This is a genomic window from Mucilaginibacter segetis, assembly GCF_016522075.1.
GTDB lineage: Bacteria > Bacteroidota > Bacteroidia > Sphingobacteriales > Sphingobacteriaceae > Mucilaginibacter > Mucilaginibacter segetis.
The window spans coordinates 786,480-807,540 of the sequence record NZ_JAEHFW010000001.1 but is presented as its reverse complement, the minus strand read 5'-3'; the positions used below and the strand labels follow the sequence as shown (position 1 = coordinate 807,540).

The 21,061-nt window shown below is 42.9% G+C and carries 9 protein-coding genes; 2 read left to right on the top strand and 7 right to left on the bottom strand.

Annotated features, from left to right (window positions below):
* Positions 1-30: 30 nt before the first annotated feature.
* Together I5M19_RS03800 and I5M19_RS03795 are read right to left on the bottom strand one after the other, a co-directional pair.
* Complete coding sequence (locus I5M19_RS03800; protein ID WP_200064186.1) at positions 31-1,695, bottom strand: gliding motility-associated C-terminal domain-containing protein; 1,665 nt, start codon at positions 1,693-1,695, stop codon at positions 31-33.
* A gap of 254 nt (positions 1,696-1,949) precedes the next feature.
* Positions 1,950-2,852 (bottom strand): metallophosphoesterase family protein, encoded by a 903-nt coding sequence (locus tag I5M19_RS03795; RefSeq protein WP_214653018.1) that lies wholly within the window; start codon positions 2,850-2,852, stop codon positions 1,950-1,952.
* Between the two features lie 359 nt (positions 2,853-3,211).
* Here I5M19_RS03795 and I5M19_RS03790 point away from each other — a divergent pair, with 359 nt between their 5' ends.
* Positions 3,212-5,704 carry a cation-translocating P-type ATPase gene (locus I5M19_RS03790; RefSeq protein ID WP_200064184.1) on the top strand — a complete coding sequence of 831 codons (2,493 nt, stop codon included), beginning with the start codon at positions 3,212-3,214 and terminating at the stop codon, positions 5,702-5,704.
* A gap of 662 nt (positions 5,705-6,366) precedes the next feature.
* On the opposite strand, the gene I5M19_RS03785 is transcribed toward I5M19_RS03790, so the two are convergent.
* Positions 6,367-8,403 (bottom strand): glycoside hydrolase family 65 protein, encoded by a 2,037-nt coding sequence (locus tag I5M19_RS03785; protein ID WP_200064183.1) that lies wholly within the window; start codon positions 8,401-8,403, stop codon positions 6,367-6,369.
* Positions 8,404-8,703: 300 nt separating this feature from the next.
* On the opposite strand from I5M19_RS03785, the gene I5M19_RS03780 reads away from it, so the two are divergent.
* Positions 8,704-9,642, top strand: coding sequence for a GyrI-like domain-containing protein (locus I5M19_RS03780; RefSeq protein WP_200064181.1), 939 nt, complete (start codon positions 8,704-8,706; stop codon positions 9,640-9,642).
* On the opposite strand, the gene I5M19_RS03775 is transcribed toward I5M19_RS03780, so the two are convergent.
* From I5M19_RS03775 to I5M19_RS03760, 4 genes are all read right to left on the bottom strand, one after another.
* Positions 9,632-12,967 (bottom strand): VCBS repeat-containing protein, encoded by a 3,336-nt coding sequence (locus tag I5M19_RS03775; RefSeq protein WP_200064179.1) that lies wholly within the window; start codon positions 12,965-12,967, stop codon positions 9,632-9,634. The genes I5M19_RS03780 and I5M19_RS03775 overlap by 11 nt on opposite strands.
* A 6-nt stretch (positions 12,968-12,973) precedes the next feature.
* The gene (locus tag I5M19_RS03770) at positions 12,974-16,276 is read right to left on the bottom strand and encodes a VCBS repeat-containing protein (protein ID WP_200064177.1); all 3,303 of its coding nucleotides are present in this window, start codon (positions 16,274-16,276) and stop codon (positions 12,974-12,976) included.
* Between the two features lie 87 nt (positions 16,277-16,363).
* Complete coding sequence (locus I5M19_RS03765) at positions 16,364-17,905, bottom strand: RagB/SusD family nutrient uptake outer membrane protein (protein ID WP_200064176.1); 1,542 nt, start codon at positions 17,903-17,905, stop codon at positions 16,364-16,366.
* 10 nt (positions 17,906-17,915) lie between these two features.
* On the bottom strand, positions 17,916-20,900 hold the full coding sequence (locus tag I5M19_RS03760; RefSeq protein WP_200064174.1) for a SusC/RagA family TonB-linked outer membrane protein: 2,985 nt from the start codon (positions 20,898-20,900) through the stop codon (positions 17,916-17,918).
* Positions 20,901-21,061: the final 161 nt, after the last annotated feature.

Below are 21,061 nucleotides of genomic sequence, written 5' to 3'. Positions count from 1 at the left end.
AACTATTTACATTAATAATTTAATAGTTGCCTACCTTAATAAGGTGATGGATGCAGCCCTGGTTACCTTTTTGTCGTAATATTCGTCAACCCCTTCAAACACCCAGTAATAAGTACCCGCAGGCAATTGCCGCCCATTAAACCGTCCATCCCAAAATTCCGCAGATGTTTTGGCAGTGTACACCAGCATGCCGTAACGGTTGTATATTTTCAGGCTTATAAAACTTAAATATCCCTTTAAGCCTACCATAAAGTTGTCATTTATACCGTCATTATTGGGTGTAAAAACATTTGGGGCATTTATGGTAAATGGCGGCACGTTCACTTTAACATTCACAGCTGCAATAACACTGCATCCGGCAGCGGTGGTGCCTTCAATATAATACGTACCGCCTCTAACTACGGCGGTGTAATCCTCCACAGGCGATGTGGCTTCGGCGTTTTTGTAATAGCGATAGGTAATTCCGGGCTGCGGGGTAAAAGTTTTCGACAGGTCCACCGTTTCCGGGTAGGTAACCTCCGGCGGATCGGTAACCGTAATTACAGGCAACGCTATATCTACCTGTACCTTTACTATGTTGGTGCAACCCTCCGCATTTGTTCCCTTAATGTAGTACGCGCCGGGGGTGTACACCTTGTCGGGATAGGCGAGGTAATGTGCTGCCAGCGAATCGGTATAATAACTCAGCTTCATTCCGGCGCTGCTGCCGGCAGTAACAGCGGGTGCGGTGAGATCGACAGCCGAGCCGGGGCAGGCCCTTAATGTATCTGCTACATTCAGCTTAAACCCGTTATCTATTTTATTTACTATGGTGTACAGCGTATCAATACAGCCCAGCCCGTTGTAAGGTGTTATACGCACCGCATATTTTGCGCCATCCGGCGGGGCGGGTGTAATATGCAAATTTTGGCCCGTATCTATAGGTACCGCCATATCATCGCCATACCAGGTGTATGACGCAAACCCAGCCGGAGCGCTAAGCGTAACCGTATTTTGCCCGTTGCAATACGCGTTGCCATTAATAGAGGAGTCGACACTCTCGTCAACATCCAGGTAAACATAACCAAAGTGCTGCCCGAACGGACAGTGGTTCACCGTAAACTCCAACCGCACGGTTTTACCCCGGTAATTTTTAAGATCAACCGTGGCGGTAGACCAGTCTTTATAAAAAACGGAGTCATCTTTAACCTTAAACCCCGGCAACTCATTAGAGGTGTTAAAGTCAAACGCGGGACAATCCAGGTAGGTATTATCCGTAACGTCAAAAACGCGGAAGGTAAACTTAGGTTGCTGATAAGGTAAATGACCGGGGTTTTCTAAAATCACCGCGTAATTAAAAATAATGCTGTTTGTAGCCGCCGCCGGGACATCAAGCGTGTAGGAGATACGCTGAACTGTATTGCCATGAGCAATATTCCCCAGCCGGATGGAGTGCTTACTGCCATTGGGTGTTAATACCGGAAAATTTCCGTAATAATCTACTAAACGGGCATCCCCCGGGCCAAGCACGGTATACATGGTAGGGACAGGCACACCCGGGAATACCACAATATTACCCGCCGTATCAATTTTACCTGTGGAGCATAACCAATGGTCAAAAGTACCGTCCTCAAAACCAATATTAGGCGCGTTGAGCTGCGCGAAGCACTTAAACCCCGCCAGCAACATCAGTACTAAAATTTTAAGGGTCCTCATTTAGTGTTGGTCCGCATACACCCGTATTAATAATTCATGGGTATGCTGTATTGCAGTAGTTTGGTGCCGGTTTATTTAGCCCCATACAGTCGCCCCAAGCAAATATAAACTTTTTTGTAAGCAAACGGCTCCGCTTCAAAAACGAAGAAGATGGAAGTTCAATTAAAATATACTGATTAGAGAGATAAAATCATTTCCATCTTCTGGACTTCCCTGACTTTCGGTCTTTCGGACTTCCCGTCTTCCCGACTTCCTCAATAATTCATATATACCTCGCTAAAGCTGCCATCGGCATACAGGTCGATGATGCCGTAGCCCGGTGCCGTTTCGCGGCGGTTACCTTCCCACCAGGCGCCGCTTACCGCGCCGTTGCAAATGTAGGCTACGTTGTTGTAGATGAGTTTTTCGCGCAGGTGGATATGGCCGCTAAGGCACAGCTTTACGTTGGGGTGCTTATAAAACAGGCTGATGATCTTAGCGGTATCGGTATGCATATCGCCGCCCAGCATCACCCATTTGTTCACAATATCATCCTCAATAAGGTTGGCAGCCGTAAGTATGGGAATGTGCGACAACACCAGCACGGGCATATCCTTGTCCGTATTGTTCAGTTCGTTTTCCAGCCAGCTGAACTGCGCCTCGCCCAGTTTACCGATGTACCACGTACCGTCAATATCCAGGTGCACGCTGTCCAGCAAAATAAACTTCCAGCCGTTTTGTATAAAACTGTAATAAGGCGACTGCAAGCCCAGCTGATTCATGGCAAACTCCTTGCCGTATAACGCCTCGCCCCGGTCGTTCTCGTTCCACCAAATATCGTGGTTGCCCAGGCAATATTTTACCGGCAGGCTGCACTGCGCCTGCATTACCGAATTATACAACTGCCATTGTTTGCTGATGGTGCCCAGGTTCTCCTTATTCATATCAAACACCACATCGCCGCCGTTCAGTATAAAATCAACACGGGGGCTTTGCTGCTGCATGTGCTGCAAACAACTGGTAAACCGTGCCGGGGCGCTAAATTCATCCTTAAGGTGGATATCCGTTAAATGCCCTACCCGTAAAACAGGCTTCTTAGCTGCCTGTAAAGTTTGCCCGGCAAAGGCAGGGACCAAAAACAGGCCCCCTATGTTCTTCAGTGCGGATCGTCTTTCCATTTTTGAATCAGGTATTTGCAGCATGCAGGCCTCCACGTGGCTCCGTGCCTGCTTTTATAAAGCCGCAATTTACAGTTAAAACAAAAACCCTGTGCAATACCTGTATTAAGTTGATGTTAAAAAGAGAGAAAGTATAGATCAATGGCCGCTATCCTCCACTTAATGATCCGGATCATTAAAAAAAATGATCACGACCTTTGCCGTTACGCATGCAACGCTGTAATTTTATAATCAGCGATGGTTAGCATTACTCCTGTTTAGGTATTGCCACCATGGTTTAAGAACATTGCAGAACCACATTATAGAACTGCAAACACCGGGTCCGCTTTATTTACATAAAAACACCTTATCCAAACTCTATGGCGGAAAATAATTTCCATATCCCTGGCCTTAGCGAACAAGAGGTTACCGCCGCAAGAGCAAAGTACGGATCTAATAGTATATCACCGAAAAAAAGCAGCAATTTACGCGATGCGCTAATAGACCTGGCCCGTGAGCCGATGGTTGTTTTATTGCTGGTAACCGCTGGCGTTTATTTGCTCAGCGGAAAAAACGGCGACGCGCTATTTTTAACAACAGCTATCATTTTTGTAGCAGGTATCTCTCTTTTCCAAAACTCCCGCAGCAAAAAGACTATTGGTAAATTAAAAAACTTTACACAGCCAAAATGCAAAGTTATCCGTAATGGGACAGCCATAGCCATCAATAGTGAAGATCTTGTGGTAGGCGACAGCCTTATTATCGAAGAGGGCACTTCAGTAATGGCCGATGGCACCATTGTACACTCAAATGATTTCTCCGTCAACGAAAGCGTGCTTACCGGTGAATCGCTTCCGGTTTTCAAAGATCCTGCTTCAATCGATCACCAGATCTTTCAGGGTACAACGATAATAAGCGGGCTCGCTATTGCTACGGTTACTGCCATTGGCGACCAAACCCGCTTAGGGCAGATAGGCAGAAGCCTGGAAAACATCGGAACCGAAAAAACGCCGTTGGAATTGCAAATCAATAATTTCGTCAAAAAAATGGTGATTGCCGGGGGTATAGTATTCGTTATCGTTTGGTTGATCAATTACCTGCATTCCCTCAATTTATTAGACAGCCTTACTAAAGCGCTCACCCTGGCCATGAGTATCCTGCCCGAGGAAATCCCCGTCGCGTTTACTACGTTTATGGCGCTGGGTGCCTGGCGGTTAATGCAAATGGGCGTGGTGGTAAAACAGATAAAAACTGTAGAAACATTGGGTTCCGCTTCGGTGATCTGTACCGATAAAACTGGCACACTTACCGAGAACAGAATGAGCCTGACAAAGCTTTACGTATCATTATCCGGAAGTTTTTATGATGCCGGAGGCACGCTTGATGATCCGGCCAGGGCGTTGATAAGGACCGCTATGTGGGCCAGTGAACCGATTCCTTTCGATCCGATGGAGGTGGCTTTACACGAAAGCTATCAGAAAAATTTTACCGTTGATGAACGCGAAGATTACCACATGGTACATGAATACCCCCTAAGCGGAAAACCACCGATGATGACCCACGTTTTTGAAAATAATAACGGTACCCGCATCGTAGCCGCTAAAGGTGCGCCGGAGGCGCTGTTGGCTGTATCTGATCTGAATGCAGAAGAAAAAGAGATCATTAAGGCGGCCATACGAGAATTTTCGGCCGGGGGCTACCGGGTATTAGGTGTAGGCGAAACGCTTTTTAAGGGCAACCATTTCCCGGTTAATCAGCAGGAAATGAAGTTCGTATTCAGCGGACTGGTTGCCTTCTATGATCCGCCGAAGAAGAATATCGCCTCCGTGCTCAAAGCTTTTTACCGGGCGGGCATAGTAGTAAAGATACTGACGGGTGATAATGCACTTACCACACAAGCCATAGCCCGGGAGATCAACTTTCGCGGCGCAGACCAATGCATTGGCGGTGATGAATTACTAATGCAGCCGGAAAGCGGGTTCCGTGCGGAAGTGGAGAAAACAAACATCTTTAGCCGCATGTTCCCCGATGCGAAATTAAAGATCATCAACGCTTTAAAAAGCGTTGGCGAGATTGTTGCCATGACGGGCGACGGCGTTAATGACGGCCCCGCGCTTAAAGCAGCGCACATTGGTATTGCCATGGGCCGTAAAGGAACCGAAATAGCTAAAGAGGCGGCCACGCTCATCCTGTTGGAGGATGATCTGTCAAAAATGGTTGATGCCATTGCCATGGGCAGGCGTATTTATGCCAACCTTAAAAAAGCGATCCAGTATATCATCTCCATTCATATTCCCATTATACTTACCGTATTTATTCCCTTAGCATTGAACTGGGTTTATCCGAATATTTTTTCGCCGGTCCATATTATTTTCCTGGAGCTTATCATGGGGCCAACCTGCTCCATCGTTTACGAAAACGAACCCATGGAAAAAAACACCATGTTAAGGCCACCACGCCCTTTAAGCACAACCTTTTTTAACTGGAACGAGTTGGCCACAAGCGTGATACAGGGGTTGGCAATTACTGCCGCTACCATGCTTATTTACAAATATGCGGTTGGCGCCGGCCTCGGCGAGCAACTCACCCGTTCCATGGTGTTCAGCTGCCTGCTTGCGGCTAATATATTTTTAACGCTGGTAAACCGGTCTTTTTATTATTCCGTGTTAGTCACCCTCCGGTACAAAAATAAGCTGCTGTGGTTTGTTATATGGTTCACCATCTTATTATCTGCCGTATTGCTGTACGTTAAACCAATAGCTCACTTTTTTGAATTTCAATCCCCTTCATTAATACAGCTCGCGATAAGTGCAGGAGCAGGAATTTCTTCCGTGATCTGGTTCGAAATAATAAAATGGGTTAAACGAAGCTAAGCAGTCTTATGCCTATGCCCTGCTTTTATAAAGCCGCAATTTACGGCTAAAACAAAAACCCTGTGCAATACCTGTGTTAAGTTGATGTTAAAAAAGAGGAGTTATAAAAACACGTTCCCCTCTTGAGAGGGGTTGGGGGTGTGTTAATAAAGCGAGCGATCCCACCCTACCACTACACCAACCAATGTGCCCCCTCCCGAGGGGAACTTTAAAATCAATCAAGTAAAACCACTTGTCATATTGAGCGGTAGCGAAATATCTTATACGATAAATAATTGCGTTTAAGTTTTCTCTCTATCGTTCGAAATGACAGGTAGGTTTCCCTTTCCGCAAACATCCTTATGAAATGTGGCCCTGAGTTTCTTTCCCCTGTTCCGTTTCCCAAAAAGCGGAACACTTTTTAAAATATTTTAATTAATTAAACATCAAGCATATAGCATGTTTATTTAAAGTTCAGGGACGAAAAATCTAAAAAATATAAAATGTTAAGTATCTAATTATCAGCGTGTTCCGCTTGTTCCGTTTTTTGTATACACACACGCGGAACACCCGAACAAAAACAATTATAAGGCTGTAATTTTACCGGCCTAACCGTATCTCATTTTTCGGGAAACCGTGTAAGCTGCACTCCTGCTTTTTGCATAGCCGCGCAATATGTTCGCTCACTTTACGGTATAGGTTTCCTTATTTACACCCACACCGGTAATCTTCAGCGATGTCCAGTTAGGGGGCAGCGCGCTTTTTAGCTGCACTATTCCGTTTGGCGTAATATCCAGTCCGCCAAAGCCCATCAGCATACTTTGTATAATCCCCCCCGCTCCCGTAGCAAAGTAAGGGTTGGTACCGCCCTTGGTTTCGGCAATCACCCTGAAAGGCGGGTTAAGGTTGGGCTCGTAGGCATCCTTGAAAAAATGATAGGCCTTTTTACCATCGCCCAGGCGGGCGTATAGCAGGGCAAATACCGCCTGTGTCATGGCCGGGGTGCCCTCATTCGGCACACGGGTCTCATAATATTCCAGGTCTTTCCTGATCTGCGCGGGGTCGGTGATGGTATTAAGCGGATAGGCCAGCAGGTTCACATCAGCCTGCTTTATTCCCTCGCCCTTATAGCTGGCAAATTCGCTGGTTACCCCGTTAGCCATTTTTAAAATAGGGATATTTTGCGCTACAACCGCCCAGTCGCTATCAGGTTTTAATCCTAATATATTTGCTGCGGCGGTGGCGTTCATCAAATTAGCTTTCGCGGCGGCGTTGGTAAAGGCATTATTATCAATGTTTTCGGCCCACTCATCGGCGGCTACTACGTTTTTAATATCAAAATGCCCCGGGCCGTTACGCTCAACCCGGCTTGCCCAGAAATCGGCAGTGGCAGATAGAATAGGCCACCCCTTTTCGCGCAGCCAGTCTTTATCCTGTGTAACGCAATAGTATTTCCAGGCGGCAAGGGCAACGTCCGCACTAATATGATGCTCAAACGGCCCGCTCAGTGCCCATACCGGAGTTTCTTCTACCCCGCTGTCCGCACTCTCCCACGGAAACATCGCTCCCTTATACCCGTGCGAAAACGCGTTTTTACGGGCTGCATCCAATCTTTCATAACGATACTCGATCATGGATCTGGCGATCTCGGGGTGCAATACCAGCATAGCCGGGAACATCCAGATATCGGTATCCCAAAAAACGTGACCGTTATACCCTAAACCCGAAAGCCCCATCGGCGAAGGGGAATACGCGGTACCCGCCCTCGAAAAGGAGTATAAATGATACAGCATGCTGTGTACATCCTGCTGTGCCTGCTCATCGCCGCCAATTTGTATATCGCTTTTCCAAAGTTCATCCCAGGCCTTGTTATGAAACTGGATCAATCTGTCCTTACCCTCGAGCAACGCGAAAATGGTCAGGCGCTCCGCCTCGTTCAACGGGTCGGCATGGTGTGCCGAAGTAATGGATGAACCCGCAACGCCGTAGGAATAGGTTTGCCCTGCGGCAATGGCATGGCTGAATTTCATGAGGTGCATATTGTTATCCCACATCTCATGGATCACCCTGGGCTCCTGCCCGTGCGGTTCGTTAAACAAAAACGAGGTGGACGCGCAAAGCTGTAATTTCCCGGTAGGACTTTTGGCCGAACTGGTTAACAATCTGATGGTTACATGAGGCCTGTCTATCTCATTATAATAATTTTGTACATCCTTTAAGGCATCCGGCGCTTCCATAACGCTGGCAGCAGTAATATTAATAGCCTTTTTTGCGGTTACCGATACATCACTTAAAACGGTAAAGGGCAGTTGTCGTAACGAGTAATAGGTGTATTTAATAGTGGCTTTATCGCCGTAATCAAAACTGGTGGTAAATGCCGCGTGCTGCATATCCAGCTCCTGCTTAAAATTGCTGATGTCCCCGGCGCCAATACGTCGTCCGTCGATCTCCAGGTACATATTCAGCAGATTAAAACTGTTCAGGAAATTGCTTACCCTGCCCCTGCCATACAAATCATACGCACCGGCCAGCACCACATTTTTAACCTTAAAAGGTTCCGGAGACGATACGATACCTATCATGCCATTGGCTACGGTTATCCCGTAATAATTTGCGGGGTCAATATGGTCTGCCTTTATGATCCACGGACTTATTTTTTGAGCGATCAGGTTATTGGCTGCAAAAATTAAAAACAGCGCCGTATATCGTATTCTCTTCATATGTTAGTATCTATCAGTTGGTTTAGAACGGTGTTACTATCGGTTTTTGTTGTTGTATTAGTTTGTATCCAATACGCTAAGCGGGCCAGCAGTAAATGTGCTGTAAGTGTAAAAACGAAATAGCGGTACCGTGCAATATGTTATATTGGTTTGTTTGGTTTTACGCTAAATATAGATAATTTTCCTGCTAATATCATCGTAAAACAACGTTTGATTTTACCGTTTTGAAATACTTAATTTAGCGGTCGTAAACCGATCGGCCTTTTTTTGTTTTACAGGCATTTACCTTTTTTTAATTATATGAAGCGGCCCGCTATTTTTGTACTGATATTGTTATTACTCGCCTTTATAAGCATCTACTTTATTGTTCCGCAAAACATTCGAATGGTTAGCACTACCCCTATTTATGCTACCGATCAAAATGTATTTAATTTTTTAATAAAGAAAAAAGAGTGGCCCCGCTGGTGGCCCGGCGCACACAAAAATGGCGACGTTAACTCCTATACTTTTAACGGGGTAAATTATACGCTTCAGCAAAACACCAACAGCGACATAGCTGTACTGATAAAAAGTGAAAAAATTGAATTGGATAGCCGCATTACTTATCTGGCTACCGACGACGGCATGACCACCGTAACCTGGGAAGCCGGAAAACAAAGCAGCCTTAATCCGTTTGAACGGATAGCGGAATTTGTACGGATAAAAGATATCCAGCATGATGTAGCGGATATAATGGACGGTTTTAAACAATTCATGCAAACGGATACCAATGTTTACGGCATTAAAGTTAGGCTGCAAAAGGTAAAAGATTCTGTAATGATAGCTACCCATGTTACTACCACCACCTACCCAACTACTAAAACCATATACAACATGGTTGATGAGTTACGTAACCACATAAAGAATGAAAACGGCAAGGAGACCAACCAGCCTATGCTAAATATAAATCAAACCGATGAAAATGAGTACCACACCATGGTAGCCATCCCGGTTGCAGGACCAATAAAACCAGCACCAGGCATGGTGATCAACAAAATGGTTGCCGGCGGTAATATATTGGAGACAGAAGTTAAAGGTGGCAGAAAAACCATTGATAATGCATTTGTGCAGATGAAAAACTATTTGAAGGATCACGGGCTGGTATCGCCCGCAATGCCTTTTGAATTAATGGTAACCAACAGGTTAACTCAGCCGGATACCACCAAATGGATCACCAAAGTGTACTACCCTATTTTTTAGTTACCAATACCAATTTCCCTTCGTAGGTAGCCATAACATAAACCAGACCCTTAGCGGTTTTACAGGTTTGCAAATTACTGATCTCCTCAAAATTCAACAGCGGGTTTACCCAATACTCCGGATTTGAAAAACTTTTAGTTTTAGCATCGTACCGGGTGGTTACTAACCCCATGGCATCGTATTTACCCTCGTAAGGCACCACACCCCAAAAGTTACCATTCAACAATATATCGCCGGATGGCGCATCAAGTTTTGAAACAGACATTACAGGCGCCTGCTGAAATAAATAAGGCAAAGCCGTGCTTTTTTTGGCATTCAATATATCACTGATAAATACAGTATTGAACTGGTTAGCTGTCAGCTTATCGTTTTCATTAAGCTGGCCTTCAAATATTTCCTCAGTAGTTTTATCGGCCATTGTTTTATAGGTGAGCCATTTCTTTTTGATATAAGGCAACTCCTGTTCCAGATCATTCTTCGGGCGGAAGGGATAATATTTACCCTTATAAAAATAGGAAACAATCAGGTCGTTCTTTTTATCAGCATCCAGGTCATCGTTATAGGCATAAACAGGTTGGTCGAGAGTAACATTGTACTTGTTATTTTCGCCCCAGTTACCCGCGATCAGATCGGGTTTGCCATCATTATCCACATCAGCAATTAAAGCCGATTGCCACCAACCTTTTGCGCTATCCAACACCGCAGATGAAAACTTAACCAATTTATTATTCTTATTCAGAAACATTTGTACGGGCTGCCACTCGGCGGTAACCAATATATCAGGTGTACCATTATGGTCAATATCCGGAGCAGAAATACTGGTGATAAAGCGAATATCAGTAAGTGCCTTAAATTGGTTTTTCGGCGCGATGTTAAAATTTCCGCTGCCTTTATTAAGCAATATTACCGAGGTTGCCGGAGCAGTATAATTACGGAAAGACACACTACCGGCTAAAAACACATCTTTAAGACCATCGCCGTTAAAATCGTAGATAAGTATCTTAGATACCAGTTCGTCTACCAAAGGCAGCGCTTTGTATTCGAATTTAAAATTCCCCTTGTTGATATATAAACGCGGCGGTGTACGTTTGCCCGGTGGAATAAACGGGTGGTTGGCACTTAATACGATGAGGTCGGGCAATCCGTCATTATTCACATCTGCCCACTCCGCTTGCGTATCGCCGTGATCTTTAAACTGATCAAAACCCTCTACATGGATCTTGGTAAAGCCTCCGCTTTTGTTTCCCGCTAAAATATACTTCTCGTCACCCGCTATACCTCCCACATAAATATCATCCAAACCGTCCTTATTGGCATCGGCAACGGCTATTGCCGGGGTATGTGGCAAATAGGTATGCGGCAAAAGATTATAATAGTTAAAATCGGGGGTATTATAAGTATGCAGATCGGCCAGTATCTTTGCATCCACATAAACACTGCTAAATTGTTGTTTTCCACTGATAAACTTGCTTATTAAGCCGGAAACTTCTGCTGCAATTTGAACATGAGCTTTGTTGTAAGTAATTACGCTTTTTTTGTTGAGGTTGAAATTCTTAATAATTTCATAAGAATCATCCGGCCAGACAACCAATAACTCAACCGGCCTGTCTCCGGGCAAAAATGTAAAGTGTAAGCTGCTGCTCTGATTACTCTCAAAAGCGGTACTGGTTTGTATCTCCTGATGATCTACCTGTTTTTGCGAACGCAGATAAAGTTTGGTGCCGATGCCATCTAAATTGGCTCCGGTGAACTTTACACTGTATTGCAGATATGCAGGTTTCTTATCCCCCGCGTTTTCCATCGTCAAGTTTTGATAGATGGAAGCCGGCTCGTCCATATTATTTGTAACCAGATCAAGGTCACCATCGTTATCCAGGTCAACAGCAATAGCGCCATCTGATATGGAAGCCTCGTTCATGCCGTTGGCATCGGACACATCATCAAACTTTAGTTTATCACGGCCATGGTAAAGGTAATTATGCACCTTTCCGTCGGGCATCAGGTTTATTTTTTCGCGGTCAAAAAAACGACTTGTTTTAAAGTCTTTTATCACATTCGGATCACCCAGATATTTCAGGTAATCCATATCATTAAGTCGCTTTTTAATCCCGTTGGAAAAGAACATATCCTTTCGGCCATCCATATCAAAATCCTGCACCAAAGGCGACCATGTCCAGTCGGTAGCTGCTATACCGGCATACAGCCCGGCATCTATAAACTTTTTACCATTACCTACATTTAGCTGTAAACAGTTTTTTGAATATTGGTAATAATACCCCGCATTAACCTCCTGATTGTAAATATCAAGCGGTTCATCATTAATGGTTGATTTTAGGGCCGCGATTTCCTCGGGCAGCATATCGGTGCTTATTACATCCAGGTGTCCGTCTTTGTTTACATCGCTTAAGGTGTTCCCCATAGAAAAAAGACTGGTATGCCCGAACGCACTTTTTAACTCTTCTTTAAAAGTTCCGTCATGTTGGTTGATGTAATAATAATCCTGTTCAAAAAAATCATTACTTACGTATATATCGTCCCAGCCATCATTGTTAAGATCGCCTACGCTAACGCCTAAACCGTAGCCGATAGGCGCTGCGTAAATACCTGATGTTTGAGTAACATCAGTAAAAACACCGTTATCATTACGGAAAAGGTGATCCCCGGCATCATGGCTATATTTAAAACGCAATGTAGAATCGCCATAGGTATCACTACTATGCACTGATGAGGTAAGCAGGAACATATCCAGATCCCCGTCCTTATCATAATCGAAGAAACTGGCCTGTGTTGAAAAACCAGCGAAATCCAATCCGTACTTTGCGGCGCATTCAGTAAAAGTGAGGTTACCATTATTTATGAATAACTGATTTTTACCTTTAAAGCCTTTATAATCTGCAACAACACTCACGTAAATATCTTTATAACCATCGCCATTAATATCCACAATGGTTATTCCTGTTTTCCAGCTGCTATTGCCTGCTACGCCTGCTTTTTTTGTGATATCCTCGAATTTAAGGTTCCCTTTATTCAGATAGAGTTTATTTTCACCCTGGTTAGATACAAAGTACAGATCCTCTAACCCATCGTTATTAAAATCTGCCGATGCAACGCCTGCGCCATTATAAAAATACAGGTAATCCAATATGTTTATGGAGTCGGTAGCTTCGTTTTTATTAACGAAATTGATATTACTATTTTCCGGAGATAATAATTTAAATGTTCCCTCGCCTGCTTTTTTTTGCTTGCAGGAACTTAAAAAGGTAACAGTCGCGATTGTAGCTAACGCGATAAAAACAACAGGTCTGAATAAATTGGTTTTCAGCATAGCAGCTTAACGTAGTTTATAAGCTTTAAGCTTATCGTCATTAACACCGAATATATAATATTTTTCGCCAAGGGCATTTTTTATGATGAGGGAAGAACGTATCTGACCACTTAAATTCATTCCACTTTTAGATGGCGGAATATAGGTAAATCCTTTATCAGAATACTTATAAATTTGTCCGTAGCTCGCATCTAAACGACCAACCTCGGGTTTAAAGCCGTAAAAATTCCCACCCAAAATAACCGCCGGTATGCCGCTGCTATCAATAGCATCACAAAGGGTAGTGTTGACTGTTGATAACTGCGCGTTAAACGGTAGTTGCTTAACCGTAAACTTATTATTACCATCATTTATAAAAACAGCAGATGCCAGGTAGTTCATTTCATGCACCTCAGCGCCTTTCAAATCCTCATCCGGGAATATCTGGTTAAATGGTTTGCCCGCGTAGTCGGCATACTTAGGATATTTCTTTCCCATTACAGGCATTTGTGCCACAAGATCAGGTTTCATGTGAAAAACATAGGGTACATGGTCGGTATTATTATACATAGATAATATGCTTTCTACTGTACCGTTGTTATCCAAATCCTTAATGTACAGCTTCATGGGTTCATCAGCCGATGCATGGAACTTGGAGTTAAGCCCGATGTTTCCTGCTATTATATCGGGTTTACCATCGCCGTTAATATCTGCCACGGCTAAACTGCTCCACCAGCCTTTATATTTATCCAATGCGTTATCCGGCGTAAATTTACCTTTGTTGTTCATGAATATTTTAATACCCATCCAGTTGCCTGCCACAATCAGGTCGGGGTAACCGTTGTTATCAATATCTGCCCACTGCGCCGAGGTAACCATGCCTAATTTAACATCACCACCAAAAACCTGTGCGGATACATCGGTAAAATTACCCGTGCCATCATTATGTAGTACGTATGATTTTGGCGAGCTTCCATAAATACCCGGTGTGCTTCTGCCGCCTATAAATATATCCAAATGTCCGTCTTTGTCATAATCGCAGGCCATGATAACAGAAGTGTTTACAGCGGCAGGAATGTTTCTTTTGGCATTGCGATGCAAATTACCTTTACCATCATTTTCGTAAAAACGGGGGTGATAAATAACGGTGCCCGCTTCATCCTCGTTACCACCAACTCCAATTATCAGATCCTGATCCCCATCGCCATCGAAATCGCCAAATGCAGCACCGGCGTTCTCTATATAAACCTGTTTTTTAAGGTCTTCCGGGATATACGGTTTAAACTTCCCGTTCTTTTGCTGAATATAAATTGCAGCAGGAGTATCTTTTGAACCGCCGAAATAAAAGTCAGTCAATCCATCATTATTAATATCTCCCTTAGCCAGATAAGGGTTTTCGGCAGAAAGTATCTGCAACGACAGCTTTTCGTTATCAAAGTCTACAAAACGATTCTCGGTATGTTTAGGCACCGAGTCGAATAACGTTTTTTCGGTTTCAACAAAAAGTGATCTAACAGGTTTTTTTGCGAAATCATACAGCAGACTGGCATTCAATATGTTATAAATATAGGTTTTGTTTACTGCAATATTTTTAAGTATCTGATATTTACCGCCGGGCCAAATAACCTGTATGGAATCCAGCAGGGTTATTTTTCCTAAACCTATGGTAAGTAAATTCGGAGATACGCTACTTTCAAATCCCCGTGAAGGTTGATTGTAGTATACTATTGATGAACCTTTTGAAAACAATTTTATGGTTGTACCTATGCCGAAACGGTTAAGGGGTGCGCCCTTTAATTTTATTCCGATAAAGTTATTCTTTAATTTTTCCGCATTGTTTTTATAGATAAACAACGGCATATCCACATTATTCACTATCAGGTCGTTATCGCCGTCATTATCCAGATCGCCATACGCCGCACCATTACTGAACGATGGTTCCGCTAACCCGAACTCCTGCGCTTTGTTGGTAAAACTGAGATCGTGGTTGTTAAGATAAGCATAGTTAGGCAACGGCGTAGAGGTCATTTTATCCGTAAAATCCCGATAGTTAAACTTTTTCTTTTCGGCGATCTTATCCATATTCTCCCTATTTCCCAAAAATTCAATATAATCCTGATCGGTAAGGTCTTTGTAGATTCCATTGGATACGAAAATATCTTTCCATCCGTCGTTATCCATATCAAAAAATAATGCCCCCCAGCTCCAGTCGGTAGCAGCTACACCTGCCTTAAATGCTATTTCTGAAAAAGTGCCATCACCATTATTGAGCTGCAGGCAATTTTGCATGTACTGGTTGAAATACCCGTCGTTCTGTTTTAATTTGATCACATCGAATGATTCAAACGACGTCATTTTTTTCAATCGCTTATCATCCTCCGGCAGCATCTCTGTGGTAAAGATGTCCATATTACCATCATTATTGATATCCGCTATATCCGACCCCATCGAGGCCAGGCTCAGGTGCCCGGTCTCTGCCTGTATATCTTCCTTAAATGTGCCGTCCTTTTGATTGATATATAAATAATCCCGCTCAAAAAAATCGTTTGACACATAAATATCCGGATATCCGTCCTGGTTAACATCGGCTACGGAAACTCCCAGTCCAAAACCAATATCGCTGGAAAATATGCCAGCCTGTAGGGTTACATTAGTAAAGTGTCCGCCATCATTACGATATAAACGTGCGCCACCCAGTTTGTCAACTACGGCGCGCAAATTCTTACTAAAATCGAACGAGCCGATAGGCCTGAAAGAATTATTAAGCACAAAACAATCCAGGTCGCCATCGTTATCCATATCAAAAAATATGGCATGGGTAGAAAGTCCGTTATCAGTTAATCCGTATTTCTCCGCTTCTTCCTTAAAGGTACCGTCATGTTGGTTAATGAAAAGTTCATTACCTTTTTTTTCGATAATATTACCACTGTGGCATACATAGATATCCAGCCAGCCATCGCCGTTGATATCTACCATAGTGGCACCGGTACTCCAGTATTTAGTGCCCTTAACTCCCGCCTTTGCAGTAACATCCTGAAACTGCCAGTTACCTTTGTTTAGGTATAATTTATTTTCCCCTTCGTTTGATACAAGATAAACATCATTTAAACCATCGTTATTTATATCGCCTATGGCTACACCGCCTCCATTATAATAATTGCGGAACGTAAAAACGTTAGTTATACTTTTCTCATTTAACTGGTTTACAAAATTTACTCCCAGTTTGCTGTTATCCTGAAGAGAAAAAAGCGAGCCGGAGTTTTTTTTATTACAAGATATAAGGCATGCAAGTGCAACAATGCAAACAGCAAATAATATTCTTTTGGGCATCTGGTGGTTTGGAAAAAACAAACGTAGCGAATTACTTCGCTACGTTTCAAAATCAAATATAACTAATTGAAAACCGGTTTCTAAATATTAATACCCTGGATTTTGTTTCAAATTAGGATTAGTATCAACAGCGCGTTGTGGTATAGGATACAATGTGCGTGTTTTATCAGACGCGTTTGGACGCTGATCAACCGGGTCATTAAATTTCTCGAAACGGATCAGATCATTTCTTCTCCAACCTTCCCAATATAACTCACGACCACGTTCGGCAAGCATGCTGGTTGCATCAACAGTTGCTAACGCTGATGCACCGCGCGGAGCACGTATGGCGTTAACTATCTGTAAAGCAGTTTGGCCCATCGGATCGGTACCACCACGCATAATAGCTTCGGCTTTCTCTAATAAAACATCAGCATAACGTAGTATTACGTAATCGTTTGTAGCGTGATCATCATTAACGGTGTTATTTGCAGATGGTTGGGGGAAATATTTAAACACCCTTATACCTTGTGCCTCGGTTGAAAAGTTAAGGCTAACATCTTCTGTAAATACTAACGGCTGGCCACCTCTTTGTTTTAAAGCTACATGACCGGGGCCATATTGCTGACCTACAGCAAAACCCGCTCTTAAACCAACCCTGTCTGTTAAACCAGGATAATCAACACCCTTACGCTCATCCCCATCCTCAAATGAGTGATAAAAATCAGCAAGAGTAGTAAAGCCATTCCAGCCATCAGGTGTTTGATTATAATGCAAACCCATTCTCCAGCGAGTGTTAGCGTTTGATACTGTACGTGCTGCTGAATTTGAGATACCGAATATGTTTTCATGAGATTGCTCAGTATTATCCCATGCAAAATCCTGAAAATATTTACCTGCAGGCTCCAATGTAAAGCCCATGGCGGTAACTTTATTAGCATACTCGATCACTTTGTCCATATCAGCCTTATCAAAAGTGAAAGGCCCGCCTACTGTAGCAGCTTTGTAAACCGCTTTGTTCAAATAAACCTTTGCCAAAAGCGCATCGGCTGCAGCTTTGCTGGCTACACCTATATCACCGGATGGTGCAGCTAAATTAGCTTCAGCAAATTCCAGATCCTTGATGATAAAGTCGGTAGCATCGCTGCGATTGTAAACAATCGGAATATCATCAGGCGAAGCAGCAGGATCACGGAAAGGTGCCTGACCATACAGATCCACTATCTGGAACATGAAGTATGCCCTTAAGAAACTTGCCTGGGCTTTTATCGAATTATCAGTAGCAGTACTTACCACCTGGGTAGCCCTGTAAACACCTGTATTTAATTCGTCCCAGGTATCATTTACCTGATTGTGCGACGGATCCCAGCTATGTGTGTGCAATTTACGCCAGGTACCAAAATCACCCCAGTCGGTACCGCGTGTAGGGCCCATCATTTCATCAGTTGAATGCTCCTGTAATGCGTAGGTATTTGACTGACTAGCCTGACCGTTCAACTGCGCATACACCCCGTTAAGATCTGATGTAGAAGCATTGCCGGCTACGTATGGCGTTTTTGAGCCGTATAATTTCTCGTCTAATTTTGTACAACTCGCAAGCGATAAAGCTATTACACTGCAAGCTGCTAATGTTATATTTAATTTTTTCATATTATTTATTTTAAAAACCTGCATTTAAACCTAAAGTGAATGTACGTGCACTTGGATATGATGTATAATCGATACCCCTTGAAGGTACTTCATTCCTTGCCTTATTTGTGTTGATCTCCGGATCAAGGCCACTATAACCGGTTATTAGCGCTAAGTTTTGCCCTGTTAATGACAATCTTAAGGTTTTAATTTTACTGGTTGCAGGCATGGTAAATGTATAGCCTAAAGTAACGTTTGACAAGCGAATAAAATCACCTTTCTCCAGGAAGCGGGTTGATACCTCGCCGGAGTTTAATGGATTTTCGTTGCTGTTTGCTACCTCTTGTGTAACGTTACGGCCACTCACAAGGTTACCTTTAATGAAGTAGGCATTTGCTGTGTTATTATAAATGTAGAAGCCTGATGAACCATTTATAAATATGCTGGCATTAAAGCTTCCGTAGCTAAAGTTGTTTGTTAACCCAGCTGTAAAGGTTGGTATGGCACTGCCGTAAATTTTTGCAACGTCTATAGCCCCCGGGTTATTGTTAAAGCCGTTGGCATCAAAACCTGAGAATGTACCTATTTTGAAGGAGAACAACGGTTCGTTATTGGTAATAACCTGTGAGTAAGCACCTGAAAGGCCCTGTCCGTCGATGTTACCTGTAATAACGTTACCGTTACCAAAATTGGTCATCTTGTTTTTCAGGAGGGTCATATTATAGGCAACTTCCCAGGTAAATTTGTTTCCTTGTACTGCCTGGTAATCTAAACCTAATTCAACACCACGGTTTTTAACCGTACCAGGCAGGTTTACCCAACGACGTGAGAAAGCTGCAGGCTGTGCATAATCCTGGTAAAATAACAGATCCTTTGTTGATTTGTCAAAGTAGTCAATACTACCACTTAAACGGCCTTTAAGTAAGGCAAAGTCGATACCTGCACCGTAAGCCTCGGTAGTTTCCCATCTTAAGTTAGGGCTGGCCGGATTAATTACGTTTGTGGTATTGTTATAAATGGTTTGCTGAACTGCTATTGACGAATAAGCAGGGAATTCCTGGTTACCTGTTTTACCATAATTTAGGCGAATGCTTAAATCGTCAAAAGTATTTTTCGGACCAAAGCTTTCATTCATTATCTTCCATTTAAATGATAATGCCGGGAAAGTAGCGTATTTATTATTAGCACCGAATTTTGATGAACCATCAGTACGTAAAGTAGCTGTAACCAAATAACGGTCTTTATAAGAATAGAATACACGTCCAAAATACGATTGTAACTCAGTTCTGGTACTATCACCTGTTGGGTATGGTAAATGATTTTTAAAAGAGTTGATATCTTTAACGTAATTATCAGCGCTTGTTAAGCCAAAACCTACTTCATTCACACCATAATTTTTATAATTATAGTAAGAATAACCACCTAATACAGTTAATTGACTGTTATCGCTCCACCTTTTATCATACGTTAAGGTGTGCTCAACGGTAACATTCATTAACTTTGAATTCTGATATACCGCACGGCCGTTACCGGTTGAAGGGTCGATATTAAAGTTACGGTAACCTGTAGCATCAGTAAAGCCAGGTACTGCCGGATCGAAAAAGGTTTTTCTCAACCCTTTCGAGTAATCATATCCCAGTGATGCTTTGTATGATAAATTTTTGGTGAAATTTACTGTAGCGGTCAAATTAGTTAAATAACGGTTAATGTTATCCCTGTCATCTATACCGTTTAATAATGCTACCGGGTTACGGAATGACCCACCCGGAGAAAAATAAGTACCATCAGAATTATAAACAGGATAGGTTGGATTTGCCTGTAAAGCCGCGCCAATTAAGCTACCCTGAAAACCCGCGTTATCAGTAATAAGCGCATATCTGTTTTTAACGTTTGAGGCTAAAAAGTTAAGATCTAATTTAATAAAGTCGTTAAATAAGCTTTGTGTAGCATTTAACCTACCGGTTAAACGTTTTAAACCGGTTGTTTTAACCGTACCATTTTGATCATCGTAACTGAATGATGCCCGGTAATTAGATTTATCAGTGCCCCCGCCAAATCCAAGGTTATAATTTTGAGTAACTCCGGTTCTGAAAATTTCATCCTGCCAATCAGTGTTCGCGCCAAAATCAACAGCGGCTGCATCAGCACCTGTGGCAGCAACAGCAGTTAAAAACTGATCGCGGCTAAGTAAATCATATCTTTTAGCTGTATTGGCAATACTGGTGCTGGCACCAAATTGAATTCCCTGTCCCTTTCTGCCTTTCTTGGTAGTAATAAGGATAACACCATTAGCGCCACGTGAACCATAAATGGCTTCGGACGAGGCATCTTTTAAGATACTGATATTTTCGATATCAGCCGGATTAAGGAAAGAAAGTGGGTTACGGGCAGCAGATGATCCGGCTGCAGAGTTAAACCCACCGGAAGTACCGCCATTATCTAAAGGTACACCATCAATTACATATAATGGGTTATTACCTGCCCTTATAGAGCTTGTACCACGTATGTTAATTGAAGCGCCAGCACCGGGCTCGCCACTTGCCGGAGTAACCTGTACGCCAGCTACGCGTCCCTGTAATAATTGTTCAGGTGTAGAAATCACGCCCTTATTAAAATCTTTCGTATTTAATGACGAAACAGAACCTGTAGCATCTTTTACTCGCTGACTACCGTAACCAACAACCACAACCTCATTTAACGCTGTGCTGGTTGATTGCATGGATACATTTATACTTGTTCTGCCATCAATATTCACCGTTACGCGATCATAACCGATGTAGGTGAAAGTAAGGGTGGTAGCAGCAGCAGGTACCGATAAACGATAATTACCATCAACATCGGTAACCGTACCATCTGAACCGCCAACCGTGGTAACTACAGATACACCAATAAGGGGTGAACCATCCTTCTTATCGGTTACTTTACCTGTTATTACTTTGTTTTGAGCTAATGCCGGCTCAATAAAGAGACAGGATAAAGCAAAAAAACATAATGTGAGTAAGTGTTTAAATTGCATAGTTTGTGGTTTAATTAAAAATTGGTTTTATATAATTTTAGAACATGGTTTCTCATTAGTACTCAACAAAACAACACTTACCAAAAATCAGCAAGCTTTATTTGAACTTATACAAAGTGCGCAACGCACACCAAAAAAGAAAATAATTAAAAACGGTATAT

Coding starts and splice junctions, on each gene's coding strand:
- I5M19_RS03800 (WP_200064186.1), bottom strand. CDS start 1,695: ATGAGGACCCTTAAAATTTTAGTACTGATGTTGCTGGCGGGGTTTAAG.
- I5M19_RS03795 (WP_214653018.1), bottom strand. CDS start 2,852: ATGGAAAGACGATCCGCACTGAAGAACATAGGGGGCCTGTTTTTGGTC.
- I5M19_RS03790 (WP_200064184.1), top strand. CDS start 3,212: ATGGCGGAAAATAATTTCCATATCCCTGGCCTTAGCGAACAAGAGGTT.
- I5M19_RS03785 (WP_200064183.1), bottom strand. CDS start 8,403: ATGAAGAGAATACGATATACGGCGCTGTTTTTAATTTTTGCAGCCAAT.
- I5M19_RS03780 (WP_200064181.1), top strand. CDS start 8,704: ATGAAGCGGCCCGCTATTTTTGTACTGATATTGTTATTACTCGCCTTT.
- I5M19_RS03775 (WP_200064179.1), bottom strand. CDS start 12,967: ATGCTGAAAACCAATTTATTCAGACCTGTTGTTTTTATCGCGTTAGCT.
- I5M19_RS03770 (WP_200064177.1), bottom strand. CDS start 16,276: ATGCCCAAAAGAATATTATTTGCTGTTTGCATTGTTGCACTTGCATGC.
- I5M19_RS03765 (WP_200064176.1), bottom strand. CDS start 17,905: ATGAAAAAATTAAATATAACATTAGCAGCTTGCAGTGTAATAGCTTTA.
- I5M19_RS03760 (WP_200064174.1), bottom strand. CDS start 20,900: ATGCAATTTAAACACTTACTCACATTATGTTTTTTTGCTTTATCCTGT.